This is a genomic window from Erwinia sp. LJJL01, assembly GCF_047300805.2.
GTDB lineage: Bacteria > Pseudomonadota > Gammaproteobacteria > Enterobacterales > Enterobacteriaceae > Erwinia > Erwinia aphidicola.
Map to the genome: position 1 here is coordinate 3,516,591 of NZ_CP178576.1, position 22,102 is coordinate 3,538,692.

Below are 22,102 nucleotides of genomic sequence, written 5' to 3' on the forward strand. Positions count from 1 at the left end.
GACTAAAAATATAAAAAATGATGGCGTGCAGTGGTAAAATCTCTGCTGCCAGATTACTCTGGATAACGGCATTTGCAACGGAAGAGGCAGATGCCGTTTTCTGTTTCTATACTTATAACAATGACTAACTGCTGCTGTTCTTTGATTCAGCTGGCTTACACAGGGGGCAAGGGATGTTGCTGAAGAAATCGTTATCCGCTCAGGCCGTTGCGCTTGGCTACTGTTTGATGTTCGGACTGACATACATGTCCCCCGCAGCGGCAGGTATTCCACCTGTTTCCGCACCTGCGTCATCGACCGTTAGCGTGGTTCAAAGCCAGGCACAAATCAGTGCGGCTTTCCCTCATGGGAGCACGCCGTTTTATTTGAAGAATCTCACCCCACTGTATGCCGCAAACGGTATGCGTCTGATGTGGCAGGATCAACAGGCCGTGCAGCAGTTCCAGCAGCAGCTGGCTGAGGTTGCGCTTTCCGGCGTGCAGCCGCAATTTACCCGCTGGGTCAAACAGCTGACCGATCCGCAAATTAGCGGGCTGGCGCGTGATGTGGTGCTGTCTGACGCCATGTTGGGCTATCTGCAATTCACCTCCAATGTGCCGAGCAAGGGTGAAGTCTGGCTGTATAGCAATGCCCCTTACAAGATGGAAGCGCCGTCAATGGCGGCGATCAATCAGTGGCAGCGCGCATTGGCGCAGGGCAATCTTAGCGGCTTTGTGCAGTCCCTGGCCCCGCAGCACCCGCAATATGCCCTGATGCATCAGGCGCTGAAAACCCTGCTGGCGGATGCGCGCCCGTGGCCGCAGCTGCGGGATAAACAAACGTTAAAACCGGGGCAGGTGAGTGATGATGTTCCGGCGCTGCGCGACATTTTACAGCGCACCGGCATGATGTCTGCCGCCAATGAACCGCCGAAACCGACTGCCGAAGTGGTCGGAGCCGTGGATGCCCCGCTGGTGCATGACGATGATAACGCACAGCCGGATGCTGTCGTGCCGCAGCAGCGAGATACCAACGCGGTTGTCAGCCCGTCTGCCACTGCCACCACGGATATTCCCCCACCTGCAGTGCCGAATAACGTCGGTAACGTGCAGGGCGAGGCTATCCCGGTCAATGCTGACAATATCTACACGCCACAGCTGGTTGAGGCGCTGAAACGCTTCCAGCGCTGGCAGGGGTTGGAAGCGGATGGCGCAATTGGCACGCGCACCCGCGAGTGGTTAAACGTCTCGCCGCAGCAGCGTGCTTCGCTGCTGGCGCTGAACATTCAGCGTTTGCGTCTGCTACCCGATGATATGCACAACGGCATCATGGTGAATATCCCGAACTACTCGCTGGCTTACTACGTTAACGGCAGCGAGATTTTATCCTCGCGGGTGATTGTTGGCCGCCCGGACCGTAAAACGCCGTTGATGCGCAGCGCGCTGAATAATGTGGTACTCAACCCGCCGTGGAATGTGCCGACCACGCTGGTGCGCAAAGATATTGTGCCGAAGGTGAAGCAGGATCCGATGTACCTGTATAAACACGGTTATACGCTGCTGTCAGGCTGGAGCAGCGATGCGCAGGTGATCGACCCATCAATGATTGACTGGAGTATGGTTTCGGCCGCCTCGTTCCCGTATCGCATTCGCCAGGCTCCGGGGGCCACCAACTCGTTAGGGCGCTACAAGTTTAATATGCCAAGCTCGGACGCCATCTATCTGCACGACACGCCTAATCACGGCCTGTTTCAGAAAGATATTCGCGCGCTCAGCTCAGGCTGTGTGCGCGTGAACCGCGCCTCGGACCTCGCTAACCTGCTGTTGCAGGATGTGGGCTGGGATGGCTCGCGCATCAGCAGCACCCTGAAACAGGGCGAAACGCGCTTTGTTTCAATCCGCCACCGCATTCCGGTTAATCTCTATTACCTGACCGCCTGGGTAGCAGATGACGGTCAGCCGCAGTTTCGTACAGATATTTACAATTATGATATGACGGCGCGCTCAGGCACTCAGGTGCTGACGCAGGCTGGTCAATTATTGCTCTAATTGTTGATTATCCAGCAGTTCCGCCCGCGGGGAGTTCTCCGCTCAGTTGGCTGGCGCAGCGGCGTTGAGGGCGATCTCTGCGTCACACTCCGCTGCGCCGGGTTGACGGATGTTTTCTCCCCCGGTAAGGTTCGGACGGTGCAGTAAATGCATCGTTCCGAATACTTCAGCCAGGTAATACAGATTCATGGATAAATTTGACTCAAATCGTCGTAAGTGGTTAGCACTGGGCGGCGCTGCACTCGGTGTGGCACTTCTTCCCGGACAGGCTTTTGCCTCGCTCTCTACTGCTCGTCCTCGTGTGCTGACCCTCAGCAACCTCAACACCGGTGAAAGCCTCAAAACTGAGTTTTTCAATGGAAAAAGTTACGACAAGGATGAATTAGCGCGCCTGAATCACTTTTTCCGTGACTACCGGGCCAACAAAAGTAAGAACATCGATCCCCACCTGTTCGATCAGCTTTACCGCCTGCAGACCATGCTTGATACGCGCAAACCCGTGCAGTTAATCTCCGGTTACCGTTCGCTGGCGACCAACAACTCGCTGCGTTCGCACAGCAAAGGCGTGGCAAAGCACAGCTACCACACCCTGGGTCAGGCAATGGATTTTCACATTGAAGGAATTTCGTTAAGCAATATTCGCAAAGCTGCGCTTTCGCTACGTGCAGGCGGTGTAGGATACTACCCGAGCAGTAACTTTGTGCATATTGATACCGGTCCGGTACGGAACTGGTAAAAACGAAATTCCGGGCACCTGTGGTGGCCGGTAACGGAGAGTTATGGACTATCACATTATCCCGGTCACCGCGTTCGCTCAGAACTGTTCGGTGATTTGGTGTGCGGAAACTCGCGAAGCCGCGCTGGTGGACCCGGGCGGTGACGCGGAGAAAATCAAACGAGAAGTCGCTGATTTGGGCGTTAAGCTCACCCAAATCCTGTTGACGCACGGCCATCTTGACCATGTTGGTGCCGCCGCCGAGCTGGCAGAGCATTATCAGCTGCCCATTATTGGCCCACATATCGCCGATAAATTCTGGCTGGACGCGCTGCCGACGCAGAGTGAAATGTTTGGCTTTGCCACTTGCCCACCGCTGACGCCGGATCGCTGGCTGGAAGAGGGGGAGACGGTAACCTTGGGCAATACCCCGCTTGAAATCCTGTTGTGCCCTGGCCATACGCCGGGGCATATCGTCTTCTTTGACCGCGCAGGCCGCCTGCTGGTTTCTGGCGATGTGATTTTCAACGGCGGGGTCGGGCGTTCAGACTTCCCTCAGGGCAGCCACAGCGACCTGATCGCCTCCATTCACCACAAACTCCTGCCGCTGGGTGACGATGTGACCTTTATCGCAGGTCACGGCCCGATGTCGACGCTCGGGCGTGAACGTATCAGCAACCCGTTCCTGCAATAGCCGCATTGAAAAAAGGGGGCGACCGCAAAAACGGTCGCCCCCTTCAATGTAAAGGCTGACCCTTAGTGCCGGTCAGCCCTCTCTCATTTACAGTACCGCGACAATCGCCTCACACAGCGGTGCCATATTGTCCGGGGTCATGCCCGCAACGTTAACGCGCCCGGAGTTCACTGCATACACGCCAAACTCATCGCGCAGGCGAACCACCTGATCTTTGGTCAGGCCGCTGAACGAGAACATGCCGTTCTGATCGATGATAAAGCTAAAGTCGCCTTTCGCCCCTTTCTCCTGCAGCGTATTGACAAACAGCTGACGCATACGCTGAATGCGCTCGCGCATCGCGCTCAGTTCCTGCTCCCACAGCACGCGCAGGGCGCTGTTGCTGAGGATAGTCGCAACCACAGCCGCACCGTGTGCCGGTGGGTTAGAGTAGTTGGCGCGAATGGTGGCTTTCACCTGACTGAAGGCGGTATCTACCACCGCCGCATTAGCGGCGACCAGCGTGAAGGCACCCACGCGTTCGTTATACAGGCCAAAGTTTTTCGAGTAAGAGCTGCAAACGATCAGTTCCTGGTGGGTGGCAGCAAAGGCGCGCAGGCCTTCTGCATCCTCTTCCAGACCGCGAGCGAAGCCCTGATAGGCGAAGTCAAACAGCGGCAGCCAGCCTTTCGCCAGCGACAGCTCAGCCAGCTGTGACCACTGTTCAGCCGTTGGGTCAATCCCGGTTGGGTTGTGGCAGCAGCCGTGGAACAGCACTACGTCACCGGCTTCAGCGGCATTCAGGCTGTTTAGCAGGCCATCGAAGTCCAGCGAGTGATTCGCCGCATCGTAATATTTGTATTCACACACTTCCAGACCGGCGGCTTCAAACACATTTTTGTGGTTCGGCCAGCTTGGGTTACTCACCCAGATGCGTTTGGCTGGGGTCTGCGTGGCGATAAAGTCCGCCGCCACGCGCAGAGCACCGGTACCGCCAGGGGTTTGGGCGGTGCGGGCACGATGATGGCCAATCAGGGCGCTGTCAGCACCGAACAGCAGTTCCTGGGTGCAGCGACCAAAATCAGCAATACCATCAATGCTCAGATAGTTTTTGGTGGTTTCGTTTTCCAGCAGATACTGCTCAGCTTTCTTCACGCTGGTCAGTACCGGCGTGTTGCCGGTTTCATCTTTATACACGCCAATACCGAGGTTGATTTTATTCTGGCGATCGTCGGCGCGGAACAGATCGGCTAAACCAAGAATAGGGTCGGCGGGTGCAGCTGCAATACGTTCAAACATAGTCGAAGTCCGTTAGCTTAATCTAAAGCGAAGTGAGGACTCAGGGTACCGCCTGGAAGGGTAAATTGCCAACCGTTTGCGTGAAAATTGCAGTAGAAAGAGAAAGGGGAAGGGCAGAAAACAAAAACGGGGCCGAAGCCCCGATTATATGTTCAATTAAAACAGCAACTTGCACATAAAACAATGAGTTATGCAGTTAAGGAACCCAATCTAAAGTAAGCAAAAACAAGGCGATTGGGTCAAAATGTGGACGTGTTATGTATTTACTGTATCATGACGTATTTTTTGCCTTGTAACGTTTTCGGTTTTACTCTTTTCGACATAAAATTCATTTCTTCAACTACTCCAGAGTATCCTGGAAATATTGTAGCTTCAGTAATATTCATTTTCCTAAGTAAACTATTAATCTCTGTTGCATGCTTGGAGTTTATTTTTATTTTAATTATCAGTTCGTTAAGTGCTTTATCTGTTAGTTTGGATTTTTCATCTTTGATTTTGTTATAATTACTCACTTCGGAGAGTATCGTTTTTTCCAGCCCCTCATTTCTTTCTGTGAAAATATCTTCATAAGTTGGGTCGTTAATTATAGACGGATCATTCGATAAGTCCTTTAGAAACTTATTATGCTTTTTCCTGTGTTCAGAGCCTATATCGTTTTCTATGTAAGTGAATAATCCTCTCTGAGATAATGCATTTTCGTTCCACTGGTAGTGCGGGTTGTAAAATTTAACAGTAGACTTATTGGTATCAAGTATCTCAGAAAGGGCTCCAATGTTAAGCATCCACACCGATATGTAGCTATCCTTAGATTTATTCTTTACTGTGCTGTTAGAGGCAAAAAAAGCTGCGACATGCGGGCTATAACTCCAGTCTAGAAGGCGTGTCGGTAGGCCGTAATGCTGGGCTATTGTAGCTACTTCTGCTATCTCTTTGCTCATCCATGCGTCACTTTGGTAAAGGCGTAATACGGCTAAACCGTGAACAAATTCCTTTTCCATTGAATGTGCGAGAATTTTTGACTTTGGGACATATAATCCATGAGCATTAGCATTTTTATAAAATGTCCTTAAAACTTTATATTCAACATCGATTTGATGTAATATTAATATCTTGTTGTTTTCAATAACTTTTTTTATTGACTCATAATTAGCGGCATTTTCACGGAATGCTCTTCTTGCAATATTATATATGTCAGGCTGATTTCCACCACGCCTCATTGCTGTAGGAATTAATTTATAATTATCATCTGAATGTCCGCGGAAGACATATTTTTGTATGTCGATATCAGAATTCCATGGTGTTAAGTAATTTAAAAATGATTTTGCGTCATTAAATTCAATTTCCTTGAAGGTTGGTTCTGTCATTATATATCTCGCTCTTAGTGGTTTCTTTAATTGACAATAATTTATTTGTGAAGAGTAAAGTTATTTAGCGGGTTAAATTTCACTGCGTCGTTTAAATAGTCAGGGGCAAAATGGGCGTAAACCATCGTTTGTTCAATCCGGCTATGACCTAGAATTTTTTGCAGTGCCAAAATATTGCCGCCGTTCATCATGAAGTGACTGGCGAACGTGTGACGAAGTACGTGTGTCGCCTGGCCATCTGGTAGATGTGGTGCCAGTGTCTTTATGGCTTCCCTAACTTCCAGATACTTTACAGCTGGGAATAGCAGCCTTTTTTTACCCTCCAGTAATTCTTTAGACAAGGCCGGGGAAATCGGGACCGTTCGATTGCTGCCGTTCTTTGTTTTCGTGTAGGTAACTCGGTTATGAATAACCCGTTCCGATGTGAGCGACGCGGCTTCATCCCATCGCGCACCGGTAGCCAGACATAATTTCGTAACCAGTCGGTTATCACCTTCCAGTACTTCCAGCAGTTCGGTTATCTCTTCCCTGTTAAGAAAGCCCATCTCATTTTTAACCAGCGTGATTTTCTTCATACCGGCCAACGGATTCGGATCGCCGAAATGGCCCAGTTCTATCAGGGTAGAAAACAGACTGCTGAGATATTCCTGTTCAAGGTTAAGCGTCTTAGGACTTCTGCCAGCTGAAATCCGCATAGCCCGGTAATCTGAAAAAGTCGCGGGGTTGATTTTGTCCGCGCTGGGATGCCCCATTTTCTCGTTAATCAGTATCAGCCTGCGATGGGTATCCTCGCCAGCCCTAAGCAGCTGGCCTTTGTGTTTCCACCAGAGGTCAATCAGTTCTGAAAGGGGGCGCTTATCTTTGGGCTTATCCAGCCATTCTTTGTTATGGCCTGTCGCTATAGCCCAGCGCTCAAACTGCACCGCTTCCGCTTTCGTTGGAAACTTCTTCCTGATACGCCTTCCATCGCGACCCCGAGGGCGCACGTCAACTTGCCAGCCTTCTGCGCCCAGTGATTTAACCGTCATTGTTTCAACTGCTCCTGTGATGCTTACTCAGCGCAGGCCGTGAGCCTGAATTAACTTAAATTTGATGGGTATCAAAGCATAAAATTTTCTTAACTTAAGCTATGTCTTCATAAAAAGGGACTTTAATCGTACAGATACCACCCGAACCCCAGTTATTCATAATCTTTTCAATGACTAACCAGCTTTTGTGTTGGTCTGGATTTTCGATATTTCGCTTTGCCCATCAGGGGAGAGAGCAGGCGAAATCTGACCGATGCCTGCTGACGTTTTCCCTGTCATTAGCCACAACGTATATTTCTCAAATCTTTCATGCTGGGTGATTTTTGTTAACGCATCCCCACCAGGCTCAAACTTTCCTTGCTCATACTTTTTTAAAGTGCTTATCGACAACCCTATGATTTCACAGAATTTATTTTGACTAAGGCCCTCAGCTTCCCTGATAGCTTTAATTTTTTCACTCAATTTCATTTGACAGAGGCCCTATATAGGATCTTTAATGGCGATGGGCTACATATAGGACCCAATCAAGCCAATCTAAACCAACCAAAGAGAATAGCTCATGACGGGAAAACAAAGAAGTGATGCGCCTCAGCGTGTTGCAAGAAAAAACCCCATGCGCCGTACCGTTAGTTATCCGGGGGTAGCGAGTACCCAGGAACGTGAGGCAATGGATTTAGCACTCGCACATCTTACCGAGCAGAGCATCAAGCCCCGGCTGACCTTAAAAGAGTTTGCTGATCTGTATCAGATGGACTTGCGGCAGGTTCAAAGCGATGCCGAGCGTGCTTATCTGCCATTGGCTCCACGGACCAATCCTAACCGGAGGGAGCTGCTTCAAGTGAACATGGTGGCTTACTACGCTCGTATGTATCTGGACGGGTTCAGCCATCTTGACAAAGAAACCACTTTTTGAACAGGGGATTAAGTCTGACTTATGAGGGGGCTTAGCATGCATCAGATCGTACCCGTAAATTCTCATTTATCGGTATATCGAGGTTTCTCTATATCCCGAGCGCCCCGGTCACCACTTTTCCCGCGTCACCGCTACATCGTGACAAAGGATGGCAACTATTTCGGGCAGGATTTTGCGCAGGCTGAAGCGGTAAAAATTATCGACAAGCTGTGTGCGGATCAGGATGAATGGCTGAATAAGTTAACCGGATATATTCCAACATCGGAAATTACTCATGCCAGCAACATTAACGAGTGACGACATTATTTTTTTTGTTTCCCTGTGCGCAGTCGCTTACGGATTGATTGAAGGTATTCAGTTAATGATCCGTGACTACGTAGAGCGGGTAAAATCTAAACGCACAGCAAAATAATTCAGAACGGGCATAAAACCATGCGTGAACAATATTCGACTCTGGCAAATAACCTCCTGCATGCTTACCACACGAAGGTCATGAATTTGAAAGCGGCAACCGCAATTGCTGCTGAGGTCCGCGCTAATTCAACCGCCGATCATGCTTTCCGCCTGAGCGTCGGTCTTGAGGGTTTGCAGACGGTGGCGAAAGCCGCTTGTGATGATGAAGCCTATGAGGAAATCGAACGCCTTATTTCAAAGGTCAGCTGTGGTCACTATCCGATTCCGGGTAGCTGGTAACAATCCGGCGCTAAGCGCCGGGCCTATCCGAAATGCTATTTACGAGTGGTATGTCTGATGGGATTCATAGAGAAATTGCTAATGTGGAATACCTCCGGAGATAAAAGTATAAACACGCTCGAGCTTTCCGAGGCTCATTATCTCTTTATCGATTGTATCCGGATCGCTTCCCGTGGAAATGGCGGCTCGGATATACGCTGGTTTAGTGAGGCTTCCAGGTACGGAAGAATCAAACTCAGAGCTGTCAGAAAGACTATTTACCAGTTCATCTCTAGTGATAGAAGGCAATCTGTTGATCAGCCTTTCGTAGCGTTTAGATTGCTGTTTAGCCTTGCTGGCAATTTCTCCAGGCTTGTAAACGAACATGAAAGCAGAAAGGAGCGTAATTACCAAACCCGGAATAAGGCCTTTGGTGAAGTCAGCCATGATCGTTCCGCCCATAACTACCTGAACGAAGGACACGAAATTAAATACACGACGGTTGAACCCTTCTGTCATGTGTTCCAGATAGTAGCTGTAGTGAAGTTGGAAAATTTCAGTGTGGTCTGGTTTATCGTTCATTTGATTAGTCCTCTGAGTCTTCGCCCCCTTTGTCTGAAGGTTGTGGAGCTGGGGCTGGTTTGTGAAGTACGTGGAAGTCTTCTGTATCACGGTTATTAGTTGTAAATGATCTGCTCATGAAAAAATCCTTGTGTTGGTCTGTTTTGTTCGCTGCTCTTGGTCGTGTTGGCGAACGAAGCGAAGATAACACACCATGCGCCGGACATGGATAAAAACCGGCACTTATCCGAGGCATCATTTACGAGTGATGCGCCTGATAAGCAGCGATTAGAGGTGGTGATTATGCGGATTATTGCGGGAGGACGTGGGGCGGTTAACCCTTATGCCGCAATAGCCCAGCCTTACCTTGAAAGGTTTCATGAGCAAGTGGACGCAATGCGGGGCGGGAGCAAGATGGCACTGGCATTCAATAAGCTGAATATGGCTGAGAGAAAGGTTGTTTTTGTGCTGGGTAATTCTCTCGCCACCCTGTCACCGTTGCATATGGACAAGTTAAGCGAAAAGCACGTTTCTTTAAATTACGAGCAGCTGAATGAAAAAGAAAAGCTGACCGTTATTCGCGGAATGAAAGGGATAAAGAAACTGGCTAATAAAATTCCTTACAGCCCGCCGGGCGAAGAGGAAGCCTTAAAAAATCCCCGGAAGATAGCGCCAGCATCATTGGAAGACTATCACGCCGATGATGCCGAAATACCGAGCAGCCATGTAACAAGTGCTGCCGGATTCTGATTTAAACCACAGCTATGAAAACAGGCGCTTTATTTGCGCCGGGATTCTTATTGTCCATTTTCAGGAGACTACACGTGAAAAATCTCGAAACCCGACTGATAGAAGCTAATGCTGAAGTCGTTTTACATACCATGCTGATGAAGGCCAATTCTGACGGCCAGAAAGCTAAATCGCTTTGTGTATCCATCCGCCTCAACGCCCTCGCTATTCACATCCAGCAAATGAAACTCCCTGCGGCTGAAGCCGCTGCGCTTCTCGTAAAAGAAGCTCTGCGGTATGAGTGTGAGGCGGAGGAGGTCCACTGATGGCTGACGCAATGGATTTAGAACAAGAGCGCCAGGCGGAAACGCTGGCGCGTCAAATCAACAATGCTCGCCAGCTGCCAAAGCAGCCCAGCGCATTTTTCTGCCAGGAGTGTGACGAGCCGATCCCTGAAGTTCGTCGCGCTGCCATTTTCGGCGTTACAACCTGCGTTTTCTGCCAGTCGCTGATAGAGCGCCGCGCAGCCCACACTAAGGGCGGCATTCAATGAATAGCACCGTATTAAAATGGGTCGGCAGTAAGTCCAAAGTGATGACCGAACTGAAAAAACATCTGCCGGCCGGTGATCGACTTGTCGAGCCGTTTGCCGGTTCCTGTGCCGTGATGATGAATACGGACTATCGGGCGTATCTGGTCGCGGATATCAACTCTGATCTGATTAATCTCTACGTACAGATCAGGGAGCATGAAAACGCATTTCTCGCGCTGGCGGCTAAGGTCTTCGCGCAGAATAAAACGCGTGAGTGTTACTTGGCTATCCGCGCTGAATTCAATAACGAGCCTGCCCTACCTCTGTTGCATCGCGCTGTGTACTTCCTGTACATGAATCGCCACGGCTATCGGGGTGTCTGCCGCTACAACCTGAGCGGCGGGTTTAACGTGCCTTTCGAGAAAATAGCCAAGCCATATTTCCCTGAGAAAGAGATCCGCGCCTTCGCTGCTAAGGCGCACCTCGCAACCTTCGTATGCGCAGGTTTTGCGGAGACTCTCGCGATGGTTCAGCCCGGTGACGTTATCTATAGCGATTCGCCATATGACGGCACTTTCAGCCAGTACCACACGGAAGGCTTTGGCCGCCCGGAGCAAATTGAGCTGGCCGCTTGCCTTCAGCAGCTGCGCAGCGAGGGCTATCCGGTTGTGGCTTCTAACAGTGATACGGAGTTTACCCGCGAGGCTTATGCCGGTTTCAGCGTGAACAGCATTACGACATTCCGCAGCGTTGGCGTTGCAGCTGGTAAGGGCAAAAAGGCTGCTGAGATTGTGGCTGTCAGCCGTGGTGCAGGGGTGGTGCATGCGTAAGCCAACAATCAGGGAGCTAATCGACAGTGAGATTGCTGATTTTTGTGCTGCGTTGGGGCAACCGGGTTGCTGCGAAACGCCGGAGGCTATCCAGTTTGAATTAGCTAAACGCTTTGCCTATATCTCAGCAGAAGCCGAAAAACTCATAATTGAGCTTTACGGGCGTATCGCAGAGCAAGAGCATTTAAAGCACTGGCTTAGAAGTCGTATGACAGGGCAGTCAGTAGAAGAGTATCAAGCGCACTTAAACGCACCGGCTGAGAATGGCTGAGCATCAGCGTGGTCGCGTAGCCCCGTCACCAACTCCACCATACCCCGGCATGCCGCCCGAGCCTGCCGGGGCTTTTGCGTGGAACGCACGGCGCGAACCTGCATTTGACGAACTGGACCGCTCGCCTTCAGTCATCCGCTATCGCAATCTTGATGGTGAAGAGCGCAGCATCTCAGTGTTCGATTACTGCGGTCAGAAAACGGCAGGTGACTCAGAACCGCGATTGCTGCGCCGCCGGTTGCAGGCGCTGCCGCAGTATATCCGCCGTTATTACGAGCTGCGATTAACCAACATCGAACAGAATCAGGGTAATAAGAAAGCGTCGCAGTGGCTGAAAAACAGCTTTGGGCGCTTTGTTCTTCCCCGCATTGACGATGTTAATAGCAAATATCTCCCGCCGGTGGTGTTGCCCGGGCCGCTGTTTGATCTGCGTGATGACTTCAACCGCATACCGTGGGCAGGTAAGCGTGAGCTGAAAAAGCTGGCTTATCGGCTTGCTGATCGGCTTACCGTCGAGCTAATGCGCGAAGTAGATCACCAGGTCGAACGTCACGGCGATTATGAGTTCGCAATCATTTCCGGCTTTGGTCGCGCTGGCTGGCTGATTACCCACCTGAACATGACGGCACCGGGCTGGCAGGCTTACTGCAAAGAAGAACTTTCCGCTGAAGATGCACTGCGCGGCGCTGCCCGCATAGAGTCACCTTCATGGTGGTTGCGCCGCCTGCGTCGGCTACATGACCAGTGGCGTGAGCATCTTATGGTGGCGGCTGGTTACGTCTCAAAAAAAGCGAAGCCCTATTGCAGCGAGCCGTGCCTCAAGGAATGGGCCGCACAGAAAAAAGCTAACCGCGAATATATCAATGCTCATGAGCTGGAAGATAAGGAAACCGGTGAGCGCATTTCCCTGGCTGACAAAGTTAATGGCAGCGTGGCGAATAAGAACATACGCCGCGCTGAGCTGATGGCTCGCATGCGTGGATTTGAGGATCTGGCTAAAGCTGAGGGGTTAGTGGGTGAGTTTTACACTCTGACCGCGCCGTCAAAGTTTCACGCCATGCAGCACAGCGGCAAGCGCAATAACAAATATAACGGTTCAAGCCCGCGTGAAACCCAGCGTTATCTCTGCAACGTGTGGGCGAAGGTGCGCGCTAAGTGGAAGCGCGAAGGTATCCGCACGTTCGGTTTCCGGGTTACTGAACCGCATCACGATGGTACGCCACACTGGCATGCGCTGCTTTTCTTCCGCCCGGAAGATGTGGATTTTGCGCGTGCTATTTTCCGAAAATATGCGCTGAAAGTTGATGGTAATGAGAAAGGGGCGCAGGAAAACCGGTTTATGCACGTTCCTATCGATGAACAGTTCGGATCGGCAACTGGATACATCGCTAAGTACATTTCCAAAAACATCGACGCGCACGGCATGGATGGCGAGAAGGATGATGAAACCGGTGAGCTGTTAACGGAGATGTCTGCACGCGTTAGCGCGTGGGCCTCGCGCTGGAACATCCGACAGTTCCAACAAATTGGCGGCGCACCAGTCACTGTTTATCGTGAGCTGGGCCGCCTGCGCGATCGAGATCTCTGGTTGTTCCCTGAAATCGTTCCAGCGCAGGTTGCTGCTGGCGAATATGACTGGGCGGGATATGTCACGGCTCAGGGTGGTCCACTGGTTCCCCGCGATCTTCTGCGCGTGCGTCTGAAGTATGAAATCACCGAAAACGGCAATGATTACGGCGATGACGTGAGTCACATCACTGGCGTTTACTCGCCGTTTGAGCCTGCATCATCGGTTATCTATACCCGCACCACCAGTTACCAGATCGTCCGCAAGGTGGAAGAAAGCGCCGAACTGGGTGTTGCCGTGGGTGTTGACCTTGCTTTATCAGGCGGCCCCGCCGCCCCTCGGAGTTCTGTCAATAACTGTACGCGGGAGCCGCGAAAGTCAAAAAAAGCCGCTGTATCGAGCACGGTCAAGGCTGACCATGCGGTACCGAAAGCGTCAGTTACTGACGAGAAAATTTGGGAGGGGGTTGGATTTGAGAAAATGACGCGTAAACAGCGCAGGGCTTTCAATCAGCACTTGGCTAGCCAGTGTGAAAAGCCTCGGTCAGTTGTTGTAAGTGCCAATGATATTAAGCCGGACCGGGCTGCGTATATTACCGATTTTGCAGAAAGTTGCGGCATGAGGCTGACAGAGCTAGAAGCGCAGGCGCTGGCAGCGGGTGAGGTTGTGACGTTGGGCGGAAAACGCTGGCGTGCGCAGGCTGATGGTGCGATCTGCGACGCCGGGCGCGGCGATGAAGAGATTAAAAGCGCGCTTATGAGCCGGGTTTACCAGCTTTCGCACGCAAGTCGGCAATAGCCCGTGCAGAAATGACCGTTCTGGGCGGAAGGTGGAACTAAACAGATAATTCTGAAAATGGCGGTGCTTTGCCGCCTCGTCTGTCGTTTTCTTGACCTGTACCCCGTTCGCAGATATACAGAAAACGAGTCTAACCCGCCCGGAGCGGTCCCCCGATGAAAGTTTACGATACCAATTATCCCCCTGATACTTTTGGCCGCATCCGTATGGGGCTAATCAAAGAGATGTATCTCACATACACCGGCTTCTCTAAACCCGTTCGCGGTGACCATCTTCGCATCAGCTGCACATATCAAGGCGTGGTCCGAGACGTGATCACCCTGAAGATAATTTCTGCGGTCGTAAGCACCGATGCTGATGATACTGTGCTTATAAAAGTTAAAGAGCCGCTGTCTGATATGGCTCGTACTTTTGGGGGTAAAAGTTTTTGGTTCTAACCTGGGTATTTATTTTGATATTAAGTTGGAAGCTCAAGCCAATGTTAATATGGCTTGAGTGGAGTAAGTTACTTTGGAATGCTTTAGGGTATTCAATTAAAATTGAGGTGAAGCATTGATATTTCTTTCGGTAACGATTCTAGTGGTAATGAAATTCTACCGTAATTTGTGTAGTTGGGATAGTTTCCTTTATCTATCTCGGCTCTTCTCTCTTCTTGACTGAGTAGGTGGAAATTTATCATTTCTAATAGATAAGGGTATATTTCATGAGAGTTATACTGTTTGGGTATTTTTAGTTCAGTAATTATACTTGTCATATCTATGCTTCTAAGGTGTATTTTGTTAAGTAATTCATTGTTGTGTACTTTTAAGAAAGCGCATAGCGAAGTGGCAACCTGATAAACTGGAATGTAACTATTTGCTTTCTCGATATTTGTTAATATAGCAAGAAGAGAGTAGCATCTTTCAGTCTCGCGGAGAGAGCAGGAATTAGCTTCTAATAATAAGGCTAATGTTTGAATCAAGTATCCACCTTGTGAAAGGATTTTTTTATTTGAGTCAAGGCGGGTAAGATATTTACTGATGGTTGATGTTGTATATCCTTGCTGGACTTCCCTTTCAAATTCGCTTCTTTTAGGTAGTGAAAACCAGTAGTGAATGAATTTATTAAGATAAACTTTCGAGTTAATATATCCATATTGCTGTTCAATTGATTTTTGAAATTGAGTGCGGCTTAATACAAGAATGAAGATCCATCCCTCGGTTGAAAAAATATGCTTGACTTTCTCCAGTAAAGCAAGAGAGAAATCAGGCCGCGCCCTGTCAAGTTCATCAATTATAAAAATATGCTTTTTGTTGGTTTTTTTGTAAATGTCGGTTAAAGTTTCTTTGAAGTGTATTAATGTATTTTTTTCTTCTTCTAAGGATTTTATTTTTTCAGATATAACTTCTTCTAAAGGGGAGGATAATGCTTCTGATATTTTATCACTAGCGGACTCAATGGCTGATCCACTGAGAACTCCTCCAGTTGCAACACCTATTAGATATTTGGAGCTGCTGGTTAATATTGATGCTCCAACCTTAGTTGAGTATCTAATGAACTTGTCTTTTAAATTTTTTGGTAGTGAGGTTTCATGTTCTAATAATTTGTAGATGTGTGAAGTGAGTGCTAGGAATGCATCGCTCTGATAGTCATTATTAAAAGCATCAAAATATATAGCTCGGAATTCATTGTTGTTTTTGTTTACTTCATTCTCAAGCATTTTTATAAATGAAGTCTTTCCGTTTCCCCACTCATCATCAAGCGCAACTACAAGGTTGCTTTCCCCGGAATGATTCATGACTCGCATCATTTGAGTATAAAGCTCTTTCCTCCCAAATAAGTCATTTTCAGCTGTAAATCCTTCTTCAAATTGGTTGTCTGCAGAATTTCCCATTAAAAAGCCCTTTGCATGAGTGTCTCGTAGGTTAGATATTTTTGATGCACAAAAATAAGCATCTATGCACAGATTTATCATTCTGAACTATTGTGGGTCAAGCAGCATCTGTACTGGGATAACCATGCTTGAAATAGTGCAAAAAAAGGCACCCTTTTTATGCGCGGGCGAGGCGGGGGAGCAGTCGCGCGCTGAGGGGGTAAGGTGGGGGTATTTATTTAAATGGCAAAATTGGCCGAAATTTGGCGCATGGCTCGCCTATCAGAGGTGGGGGTGTGTCGTTGGGTGCGTAAAGAAAAAGCCCCGCAGCGTGGCGCTGAGGGGCTTAGATTGGAGGTGTGATAATCGGGTAGAAGTGGCCGTGTCAGCTGCGGGCCGCGGTCTCCGTCAGCGCGTAAGGTGTGAAGTCGAATACCTCAATGCCTAACCAGTCGTTAAGATCCTTTAGCACTGACTGAATCGGATACAGTTCATTGATGGCGAAAACCTTCGCCGCCTTCTCAATGTCACCCAGGCCGCCAGTGTTGTTAGGCAGCACACCCATCAGCTGCGGCGGTACCCGGTGAATCGCCAGCATGTCATCACGGGTCGCGTCCTTGATGCCGGTGAATTCATCCTTTGCCGCGATCTGGCTGAATGGCAGGATTTGCAGGCCGTCCTTCTTCCCGCCCGCCGCGTAAACGAACAGATTTTTAAACGCGCCGCCGCCCCTGGCATCCTTCAGTGACTTCTTCAGCTTTTCCACGTCCCCGCTGTTTGCAACCGGATCGGTTAGATAAACAATTACCCCCGCATGGCTGCCGTTGATGTAGTAATTGCGGCGGAACAGCGTGGCCTCTCCATTCAGCAGGATTGACTGCATTGCTGACATATATTCAGGTGTGCCGTAAATCTCCTGGTGAATGCTCGGGCTGCGCAGGTGGTACACCTTGCCGGGGGGGAAGGCGTAATCCTCACCGTAATAGGTGACAAACCAATACTGATCGAGATCTTCCCCGCGCCTGGTGTACTTCGCCAGGCTGTGCTTGAGCTTTAACGGCTGGCCGAGCATGTTTTCCCTCAGCTCAAGATAAGCATTTCCAAATACCAGGTAATCCATGATGAAGGCACTGGCATCCTGCCGGGACAGCAGCGGGTGCGGTTTGAAGCAGGACATAATCACATTGCGTTTGAAAATTAGCGGCGACTGGTGGTGAACGGCGCCCTCAACCATACGGGCCAGTCCATAGGTGCTGATCGGTGGTTCGTACCAGCGCCCGTTTTTTGCACACTCCATGCAGTCCTGTAAATCGCGCTGATCCATGATTGCCGTCGGTTCCCCGAAGCTGAATGACTGAATTTCTTCAATTGGTTGCTGAAGTGAGTCGCCAGCTGGCAGTGATTCAGTGGTCGTCGCACTGCTGAGTGTGTTGTTATTTTTACGGCTGCGGCTCATTTTTTAGAATTCCTCTACGAAGCTGTCACTACCGCTGCCAGCATCATTGCCGAGCGGTTCATTTTGTAATGCGTGCATGGTTGCCCAGGCCAGGTCGCCGTGGCTGCTGCCGCGCTTGCGGTCGGATGCGTAAGAGGTGTGCCCGCCCTGAGTAATGAATTTCCTTACCGTCATAAAGCTGCTGACGATATCCATCATTCCGGCGTCATATTCGAAGCGGCCGGCACGTATCACCATCTGCGCTTTCAGCACAAGTTGGCGCTTCACTGACGGGGTGTAGACGTGCATCTGTGCCGCCGGGAAGAACTTCACTACCAGTTGATGAACTGCCGCGCCGATGCCGGTGCCGTCAATATCGATGTGCTGCACGTCATATATTTTTATCAGGCGTTTGATAAATTCGGCCTGCTCTTCAAATTCCATGCCGCGCAGCTGGTGACGCTCAACCACGCGGAACTTACCGCCCGGCACCAGTGGCGGGGCCAGCACAACCAGCCCGGCGCTGTCGCCTTTATCGCTGTTGCCGTTGGGGTCATAGCCAATCCAGACTTTTCGATTACCCAGCGGGCGCGGGGCGTAGGGGTTCCAGTCCGGCCAGATGCCGCTATAACCGTCCACGCCGCAGTTAATCAGGGCGTTATAGTTAAACGCCCGTTCACCCTGCTTAACGAAGATGCAGCGATACAGGTTGTCGAATTCATCCGGGCTGTTCTCACACTGGATCTCTTCCAGGTCGATGAACGGGAAGCCCTGATCGATAACGTCTTGCACCGTCACAATCTGCCGCCAGATATTGTCAGCGCACAGCTGGCCGTCTTTTAACGCCTTATGGCTCAGGTCCAGATCTGCCCGCTCTTTCTTGCCCCGGCCATTGTTGAACAGGTTCCCGCTCCAGAATTCGAAGGCTTCATGCTCTTCACTGGATGGCGTTGAAAAATAGGTACGGCGCAGGCCAACGTGCGTCGCCATCCCGGCGGCCACTTTGCGCAGGTTGAGGAAGTTAGCGACCCAAAAGGCTTCATCAAAATAGAGATCGCCGGTATATGACTGCGCGGTTGCCGCTGACGTGCCGAGGAAGTAAAGCGTTGCCCCGTTCGACAGGATAATTTCGTCACCGCCCTTCAGCTCCACGCCGATGCTTCGCGCAAGGAAGATAATGAATTTCTTAAACTGGAAGGCCTGAGCGCGGGAGGCCGAAAGAAATATCTGGTTCGTCCCGGTTTCCAGCGCCCTCAGCAGCGCTTCGCGGGCAAAGTACCAGCTGGCACCAATCTGACGCGATTTCAGAATGAAGCGGTTACGGCGTTCGCGCTGTTTGTACCAGCGCTTCTGGTGTTCAAACAGCGATTCCAGCACCAGGGCACGCAGCTCGGCGATCTGCTCGTCGCTGAAATGGTTTTTCGGCGTCTTCTCTTTCTTCTCCTGATCCTTCTCTTTGCGCTCGTCTCGCGCCAGTCGCGCCAGCTGGCGGCCAAGCACGTCAAGCGTTTTGAAGTCATGAGCGCTCAGGTCTTCTTTTGCCATCAGTCGCAAATAACGCACGTCGGTACGCTCCAGCGCCCTCTGGATAGGCGTGGTTGCGTCCCATGCGTCACGACGGCGCCAGGAATAAATGGTGTTAGCACTCAGCCCAAGGCGCCGCGCGATTTGGGGAATGCTGTAGGCCTGCCAGTAAAGGCTTTTGGCCTCGTCTCGGGGATCGGTGACTGTTTTCATGCGTACAGGCTATCGCGCCCGCGAGGCCCGGAATATCAGCCGAGATTGTCGCTGGCCGCTCACAATTCCCATGTGTGGCGCGGTTTGGCTGCGGGAAAGAAGATAGGGGTACAGGGTGATACCACTACTAATTAACCGGAGTTTGAACAATGCCAAAGTCGAAGTATTTCCGCGTCGTGGTCGAGGGGGCAACCTGCGACGGCCGCGATGTGACGCGCCAGCAGATTCAGGAGATGGCGGAAAGCTATAGCCCTCAGCTGTATGGGGCGCGCTGCAATCTGGAGCATCTGAAGAGCCTTTCGCCTGACAGCACTTTCCGCATGTATGGCGACGTCGAAGCAGCGAAAGCCGAAGAGATCGCGGATGGCCCGTTAAAGGGTAAGTTGGCGCTTTATGCGCTGATCGATGCGACTGACGAAATGGTTGAGCTGAATAAGAAGCGTCAGAAGGTTTACAGCAGTGTTGAGATTAACCCCAGCTTTGCTGATACCGGCAAAGCCTATTTGATGGGGCTGGCCTTCACAGACTCGCCTGCCAGCCTGGGTACTGAAATGCTTCAGTTCTGCGCGAACAGCCCGGTAAATCCTCTGGCGACCCGCAAAAGTAATCCTGCCTGTCTGTTCAGTGAAGCGATGGAAACGGTTATTGAGTTCGAAGCTGACGCGCCCGCAGCGGAAGCCGGCAATAAATTTTTCAGCACCATCAAAACCCTGCTGACAAAAGGTCAGCGCCAGTTTTCTGCTGAAGCTTCTGAGATCAGCGACGCGGTTGAACTGGTCGCGAAATCGCAGGCGGATACCCTGGACAAAGTTGAGAGATTCAGCCAGCAGCAGCGAAATTTTGCTGACAGTACCGAGCTGAGCAAGGTCCGTGATGATTTGGCGGCGCTGACGGCGAAGCTGGAGAAGCAGGACGGCAACTTTAACCAGCGCCCGACCGCACCAGGCGGAAACGGCATCGATCAGGCAAACCTGGCTGACTGCTGATAACTCATACCCGATTAAAGGAAAAGTACATGAAACATGAAACACGTTTGCTGTGGGATGCCTACAACCTGCGACAGGCCCAGCTCAACGGCGCGAAGCCGGAGCATGTTGCTAACTCAAAGCATTTCAGCATCACACCATCAGTGGCGCAGAAGCTGGAGGACAAGATTCAGGACTCCAGTGAGCTGCTGAAAAAAATCAACGTGGTGCCGGTCTCTGAGCAGGAAGGTGAAAAGCTGGGCCTTGGCATCAGTGGCCCGATTGCCAGTTCCAATACCTCAAGCACCGACCGTCGCACGCCTCGATCGGTCCATACCCTTGATGACGATAAATATCGCTGTGAGCAGACCAACTACGATACGTTTATCAGCTATCCGCAGCTGGACATGTGGGCGAAATTCCCGGACTTCCAGCAGCGCATTACCAACCAGATCATTAAGCGCCGTGCGCTTGACCGCATCATGATTGGCTTCAATGGCACTAGCCGTGCTGGTAAATCGGACCTTGCTGCTAATCCGCTGCTTCAGGATGTAAATATCGGCTGGATGCAGAAATATCGCGCCAACGCCCCTGAGCGAGTGATGAAAGGAGCCAGGTTAACCAGCCGTGATGACTCGAACAAAGTTATTGCGAAGGGTGATTACGGTAGCCTGGACTCACTGGTATTCGATGCGACCAGCTCACTACTAGATGAATGGTTTAAGTCGTCAGACGAACTGGTTGTTTTGTGTGGCCGTAACATCGTTACCGCCCGTGAGTTCCCGCTAATCAACGGCATCAGCGAGAGCAATCCTAACAGCGAAGCGCTGGCGGGCCAGCTTATCGCCTCACGTAAAACTATCGGGAATATCCCGTCGCTTATCGCCCCGTCATTCCCTGACGGCACGCTTTTCATTACGTCTCTCTCCAACCTGTCCATTTACTGGATGGAGGAGAAGCAGCGCCGCCTGCTGAAAGATGAGCCGGAATACAACCGCGTGGCTACCTATGAATCCTCAAATGACGCTTACGTCATTGAAGATTATGGCTTCGGCTGCCTGATTGAAGGCATCACCTTCGCAGAAGCAGCGGGCGAGTAACTTACACACGATGCCGGGGCATCCGTCCCGGCTGACAGGGGGAATCATGCTGACACCGGCAAGACGACATTTTGAGAACGTCATGGCGCAGAACCGTGGCAACGGGGTGGCAACGTTTGCCGATATGACGGCGTATGAACAGATTTTGCATCGCCTGCGCATCGATATGAATCGCCTTAAGGGTATCCAGTCGAATAAGACTAAGGCGGAAGAAAAGCAGAAGCTGCTGCCCGACTATCAGGGCTGGATTGATGGCACGCTTGCGGCTGACAGCGGCCAGGCGGATGACGTGCTGACACGCGTCATGCTGTGGCATATCGATGCCGGGAATATTGCGGAAGCGCTGCGCATCGGCGAGTACGTAATCCGCCATCAGCTTTCAATGCCTGACAGGTTCAACCGCACCGCAGCGGTGACGCTGATTGATGAAATCTGCGATCCGGTACTGGCGGCATTCAAGGCATCGCCGAACGTGGCCCCGCTGTGCGTGGATTTATTAAAGGCGCTGGACGGGTTAACCACCGGGCAGGATGTGCCCGAAGCGGTCCGCGCCAAGCTCTGGAAAGCCATCGGCTATACGCTGCGCACTGTGCCGGAAACGCTACCAGAAGCGCTGGAGTACCTGCAAAAAGCCATTACTGAATTCAGCGAAATCGGCGTGAAGCGTGAGATTGAGCAGCTTGAGCGCCTGCTGAAGAAATCCGCCCTGTCTGATGCCGCAGCTGCTGGCGGCGAAACCCCTGGCATTGATCAGCAGGCTATTCCGACGTCCGCCGTTACAGCGGTGACGGTGATTGATCCTGATCCAGTTGAGCCAACTGAACCAACTGAAGCCGCTGGCCTGCTGGTCGCATCAACGGATGCCGAACAGGTGGCCGCAGCGGCACCGCCCGCGCAACCGGCGGTAAAACGCGGTCGCCCGGCTGGGGTTAAAAAGCCAGCTGCGGCCAAGGCTAAGAAGGTAGTAGCGAAGAAGAAGCCCGCTGCTGCTGAGTAAAGAATGTGCCCCCGCGCACCAGGCGGCACGGCGGAAG

24 protein-coding genes are annotated in these 22,102 nt (G+C 51.1%); 16 read left to right on the forward strand and 8 right to left on the reverse strand.

Translation table 11 applies throughout. From position 1 onward, the window contains the following. Positions 1 to 173: 173 nt before the first annotated feature. The 3 genes from ldtD to ACLI4M_RS17365 all read left to right on the forward strand — a co-directional run bounded on the left by ldtD (position 174) and on the right by ACLI4M_RS17365 (position 3,436). Positions 174 to 2,027 carry a L,D-transpeptidase gene (gene ldtD / locus ACLI4M_RS17355; protein ID WP_133624057.1) on the forward strand — a complete coding sequence of 618 codons (1,854 nt, stop codon included), beginning with the start codon at positions 174 to 176 and terminating at the stop codon, positions 2,025 to 2,027. Positions 2,028 to 2,214: 187 nt separating this feature from the next. Beyond that, a complete protein-coding gene (locus ACLI4M_RS17360; protein WP_048916520.1) occupies positions 2,215 to 2,763 on the forward strand; it encodes a YcbK family protein in 549 nt (182 codons plus the stop codon). A gap of 43 nt (positions 2,764 to 2,806) precedes the next feature. Further along, a complete protein-coding gene (locus ACLI4M_RS17365) occupies positions 2,807 to 3,436 on the forward strand; it encodes an MBL fold metallo-hydrolase (RefSeq protein ID WP_133624056.1) in 630 nt (209 codons plus the stop codon). A gap of 87 nt (positions 3,437 to 3,523) precedes the next feature. On the opposite strand, the gene ACLI4M_RS17370 is transcribed toward ACLI4M_RS17365, so the two are convergent. The 4 genes from ACLI4M_RS17370 to ACLI4M_RS17385 form a co-directional block, all read right to left on the reverse strand. Then, on the reverse strand, positions 3,524 to 4,714 hold the full coding sequence (locus ACLI4M_RS17370) for an amino acid aminotransferase (protein WP_133624055.1): 1,191 nt from the start codon (positions 4,712 to 4,714) through the stop codon (positions 3,524 to 3,526). Between the two features lie 263 nt (positions 4,715 to 4,977). Beyond that, positions 4,978 to 6,078, reverse strand: a complete 1,101-nt coding sequence (locus ACLI4M_RS17375; protein ID WP_133624054.1) for an FRG domain-containing protein — start codon at positions 6,076 to 6,078, stop codon at positions 4,978 to 4,980. A 41-nt stretch (positions 6,079 to 6,119) separates the two neighbouring features. Continuing rightward, positions 6,120 to 7,106, reverse strand: coding sequence for a phage integrase (locus ACLI4M_RS17380; RefSeq protein WP_133624053.1), 987 nt, complete (start codon positions 7,104 to 7,106; stop codon positions 6,120 to 6,122). A gap of 174 nt (positions 7,107 to 7,280) precedes the next feature. Further along, the gene (locus ACLI4M_RS17385) at positions 7,281 to 7,574 is read right to left on the reverse strand and encodes a helix-turn-helix domain-containing protein (protein ID WP_133624052.1); all 294 of its coding nucleotides are present in this window, start codon (positions 7,572 to 7,574) and stop codon (positions 7,281 to 7,283) included. A gap of 91 nt (positions 7,575 to 7,665) precedes the next feature. Between ACLI4M_RS17385 and ACLI4M_RS17390 the strand changes: the two genes are divergently transcribed. The 3 genes from ACLI4M_RS17390 (at position 7,666) to ACLI4M_RS17400 (ending at position 8,712) form a co-directional block, all read left to right on the forward strand. Next, on the forward strand, positions 7,666 to 8,019 hold the full coding sequence (locus ACLI4M_RS17390) for a hypothetical protein (RefSeq protein WP_133624051.1): 354 nt from the start codon (positions 7,666 to 7,668) through the stop codon (positions 8,017 to 8,019). Positions 8,020 to 8,055: 36 nt separating this feature from the next. Beyond that, entirely contained in the window at positions 8,056 to 8,316 is a 261-nt protein-coding gene (locus ACLI4M_RS17395; protein ID WP_208864886.1) for a hypothetical protein, read from the forward strand. Between the two features lie 135 nt (positions 8,317 to 8,451). Beyond that, positions 8,452 to 8,712, forward strand: a complete 261-nt coding sequence (locus ACLI4M_RS17400) for a hypothetical protein (protein ID WP_133624050.1) — start codon at positions 8,452 to 8,454, stop codon at positions 8,710 to 8,712. Between the two features lie 78 nt (positions 8,713 to 8,790). Here ACLI4M_RS17400 and ACLI4M_RS17405 read toward each other — a convergent pair whose 3' ends face one another. Continuing rightward, entirely contained in the window at positions 8,791 to 9,273 is a 483-nt protein-coding gene (locus tag ACLI4M_RS17405; RefSeq protein WP_133624049.1) for a hypothetical protein, read from the reverse strand. A gap of 204 nt (positions 9,274 to 9,477) precedes the next feature. Here ACLI4M_RS17405 and ACLI4M_RS17410 point away from each other — a divergent pair, with 204 nt between their 5' ends. The 7 genes from ACLI4M_RS17410 (at position 9,478) to ACLI4M_RS17440 (ending at position 14,416) form a co-directional block, all read left to right on the forward strand. Further along, positions 9,478 to 10,002, forward strand: a complete 525-nt coding sequence (locus ACLI4M_RS17410; RefSeq protein WP_133624048.1) for a hypothetical protein — start codon at positions 9,478 to 9,480, stop codon at positions 10,000 to 10,002. A 74-nt stretch (positions 10,003 to 10,076) separates the two neighbouring features. Beyond that, complete coding sequence (locus tag ACLI4M_RS17415) at positions 10,077 to 10,307, forward strand: DUF2732 family protein (RefSeq protein WP_133624047.1); 231 nt, start codon at positions 10,077 to 10,079, stop codon at positions 10,305 to 10,307. Then, positions 10,307 to 10,534 (forward strand): TraR/DksA C4-type zinc finger protein, encoded by a 228-nt coding sequence (locus ACLI4M_RS17420; RefSeq protein WP_133624046.1) that lies wholly within the window; start codon positions 10,307 to 10,309, stop codon positions 10,532 to 10,534. The genes ACLI4M_RS17415 and ACLI4M_RS17420 overlap by 1 nt, the downstream gene beginning before the upstream one ends. Beyond that, positions 10,531 to 11,343, forward strand: coding sequence for a DNA adenine methylase (locus ACLI4M_RS17425; RefSeq protein ID WP_133624045.1), 813 nt, complete (start codon positions 10,531 to 10,533; stop codon positions 11,341 to 11,343). Before ACLI4M_RS17420 ends, ACLI4M_RS17425 begins: the two co-directional genes overlap by 4 nt. Next, positions 11,336 to 11,614: a hypothetical protein gene (locus tag ACLI4M_RS17430; RefSeq protein ID WP_133624044.1), complete on the forward strand. Its 279-nt coding sequence runs from the start codon at positions 11,336 to 11,338 to the stop codon at positions 11,612 to 11,614. Before ACLI4M_RS17425 ends, ACLI4M_RS17430 begins: the two co-directional genes overlap by 8 nt. Next, positions 11,607 to 13,979 (forward strand): replication endonuclease, encoded by a 2,373-nt coding sequence (locus tag ACLI4M_RS17435; RefSeq protein WP_413449733.1) that lies wholly within the window; start codon positions 11,607 to 11,609, stop codon positions 13,977 to 13,979. The genes ACLI4M_RS17430 and ACLI4M_RS17435 overlap by 8 nt, the downstream gene beginning before the upstream one ends. Before the next feature lie 155 nt (positions 13,980 to 14,134). After that, positions 14,135 to 14,416 carry a hypothetical protein gene (locus ACLI4M_RS17440; protein WP_133624043.1) on the forward strand — a complete coding sequence of 94 codons (282 nt, stop codon included), beginning with the start codon at positions 14,135 to 14,137 and terminating at the stop codon, positions 14,414 to 14,416. 92 nt (positions 14,417 to 14,508) lie between these two features. On the opposite strand, the gene ACLI4M_RS17445 is transcribed toward ACLI4M_RS17440, so the two are convergent. From ACLI4M_RS17445 to ACLI4M_RS17455, 3 genes are all read right to left on the reverse strand, one after another. Next, positions 14,509 to 15,852, reverse strand: a complete 1,344-nt coding sequence (locus ACLI4M_RS17445; RefSeq protein WP_166643187.1) for a KAP family P-loop NTPase fold protein — start codon at positions 15,850 to 15,852, stop codon at positions 14,509 to 14,511. Between the two features lie 364 nt (positions 15,853 to 16,216). Then, positions 16,217 to 17,287: a phage portal protein gene (locus tag ACLI4M_RS17450; protein ID WP_133624041.1), complete on the reverse strand. Its 1,071-nt coding sequence runs from the start codon at positions 17,285 to 17,287 to the stop codon at positions 16,217 to 16,219. 3 nt (positions 17,288 to 17,290) lie between these two features. After that, a complete protein-coding gene (locus ACLI4M_RS17455) occupies positions 17,291 to 19,003 on the reverse strand; it encodes a terminase large subunit domain-containing protein (protein WP_133624040.1) in 1,713 nt (570 codons plus the stop codon). Positions 19,004 to 19,152: 149 nt separating this feature from the next. Here ACLI4M_RS17455 and ACLI4M_RS17460 point away from each other — a divergent pair, with 149 nt between their 5' ends. From ACLI4M_RS17460 to gpM, 3 genes are read left to right on the forward strand one after another with little or no spacing between them, the layout of a single operon-like run. Next, entirely contained in the window at positions 19,153 to 19,989 is an 837-nt protein-coding gene (locus ACLI4M_RS17460; protein ID WP_133624039.1) for a GPO family capsid scaffolding protein, read from the forward strand. Positions 19,990 to 20,018: 29 nt separating this feature from the next. Continuing rightward, positions 20,019 to 21,068 carry a phage major capsid protein, P2 family gene (locus ACLI4M_RS17465; RefSeq protein WP_133624038.1) on the forward strand — a complete coding sequence of 350 codons (1,050 nt, stop codon included), beginning with the start codon at positions 20,019 to 20,021 and terminating at the stop codon, positions 21,066 to 21,068. Between the two features lie 46 nt (positions 21,069 to 21,114). Next, positions 21,115 to 22,065 (forward strand): phage terminase small subunit, encoded by a 951-nt coding sequence (gene gpM, locus ACLI4M_RS17470; RefSeq protein ID WP_133624037.1) that lies wholly within the window; start codon positions 21,115 to 21,117, stop codon positions 22,063 to 22,065. Positions 22,066 to 22,102: the final 37 nt, after the last annotated feature.

What these genes read in the sequence shown, in the direction of transcription:
- ACLI4M_RS17455 (WP_133624040.1), bottom strand. Translation starts at nt 19,003, where the DNA reads ATGAAAACAGTCACCGATCCCCGAGACGAGGCCAAAAGCCTTTACTGG.
- ACLI4M_RS17445 (WP_166643187.1), bottom strand. Translation starts at nt 15,852, where the DNA reads ATGGGAAATTCTGCAGACAACCAATTTGAAGAAGGATTTACAGCTGAA.
- ACLI4M_RS17360 (WP_048916520.1), top strand. Translation starts at nt 2,215, where the DNA reads ATGGATAAATTTGACTCAAATCGTCGTAAGTGGTTAGCACTGGGCGGC.
- ACLI4M_RS17410 (WP_133624048.1), top strand. Translation starts at nt 9,478, where the DNA reads ATGGATAAAAACCGGCACTTATCCGAGGCATCATTTACGAGTGATGCG.
- ACLI4M_RS17435 (WP_413449733.1), top strand. Translation starts at nt 11,607, where the DNA reads ATGGCTGAGCATCAGCGTGGTCGCGTAGCCCCGTCACCAACTCCACCA.
- ACLI4M_RS17390 (WP_133624051.1), top strand. Translation starts at nt 7,666, where the DNA reads ATGACGGGAAAACAAAGAAGTGATGCGCCTCAGCGTGTTGCAAGAAAA.
- ACLI4M_RS17385 (WP_133624052.1), bottom strand. Translation starts at nt 7,574, where the DNA reads ATGAAATTGAGTGAAAAAATTAAAGCTATCAGGGAAGCTGAGGGCCTT.
- ACLI4M_RS17405 (WP_133624049.1), bottom strand. Translation starts at nt 9,273, where the DNA reads ATGAACGATAAACCAGACCACACTGAAATTTTCCAACTTCACTACAGC.
- ACLI4M_RS17400 (WP_133624050.1), top strand. Translation starts at nt 8,452, where the DNA reads ATGCGTGAACAATATTCGACTCTGGCAAATAACCTCCTGCATGCTTAC.
- gpM (WP_133624037.1), top strand. Translation starts at nt 21,115, where the DNA reads ATGCTGACACCGGCAAGACGACATTTTGAGAACGTCATGGCGCAGAAC.
- ACLI4M_RS17425 (WP_133624045.1), top strand. Translation starts at nt 10,531, where the DNA reads ATGAATAGCACCGTATTAAAATGGGTCGGCAGTAAGTCCAAAGTGATG.
- ACLI4M_RS17430 (WP_133624044.1), top strand. Translation starts at nt 11,336, where the DNA reads ATGCGTAAGCCAACAATCAGGGAGCTAATCGACAGTGAGATTGCTGAT.
- ACLI4M_RS17375 (WP_133624054.1), bottom strand. Translation starts at nt 6,078, where the DNA reads ATGACAGAACCAACCTTCAAGGAAATTGAATTTAATGACGCAAAATCA.
- ACLI4M_RS17365 (WP_133624056.1), top strand. Translation starts at nt 2,807, where the DNA reads ATGGACTATCACATTATCCCGGTCACCGCGTTCGCTCAGAACTGTTCG.
- ACLI4M_RS17380 (WP_133624053.1), bottom strand. Translation starts at nt 7,106, where the DNA reads ATGACGGTTAAATCACTGGGCGCAGAAGGCTGGCAAGTTGACGTGCGC.
- ACLI4M_RS17395 (WP_208864886.1), top strand. Translation starts at nt 8,056, where the DNA reads ATGCATCAGATCGTACCCGTAAATTCTCATTTATCGGTATATCGAGGT.
- ACLI4M_RS17450 (WP_133624041.1), bottom strand. Translation starts at nt 17,287, where the DNA reads ATGAGCCGCAGCCGTAAAAATAACAACACACTCAGCAGTGCGACGACC.
- ldtD (WP_133624057.1), top strand. Translation starts at nt 174, where the DNA reads ATGTTGCTGAAGAAATCGTTATCCGCTCAGGCCGTTGCGCTTGGCTAC.
- ACLI4M_RS17460 (WP_133624039.1), top strand. Translation starts at nt 19,153, where the DNA reads ATGCCAAAGTCGAAGTATTTCCGCGTCGTGGTCGAGGGGGCAACCTGC.
- ACLI4M_RS17465 (WP_133624038.1), top strand. Translation starts at nt 20,019, where the DNA reads ATGAAACATGAAACACGTTTGCTGTGGGATGCCTACAACCTGCGACAG.
- ACLI4M_RS17370 (WP_133624055.1), bottom strand. Translation starts at nt 4,714, where the DNA reads ATGTTTGAACGTATTGCAGCTGCACCCGCCGACCCTATTCTTGGTTTA.
- ACLI4M_RS17440 (WP_133624043.1), top strand. Translation starts at nt 14,135, where the DNA reads ATGAAAGTTTACGATACCAATTATCCCCCTGATACTTTTGGCCGCATC.
- ACLI4M_RS17420 (WP_133624046.1), top strand. Translation starts at nt 10,307, where the DNA reads ATGGCTGACGCAATGGATTTAGAACAAGAGCGCCAGGCGGAAACGCTG.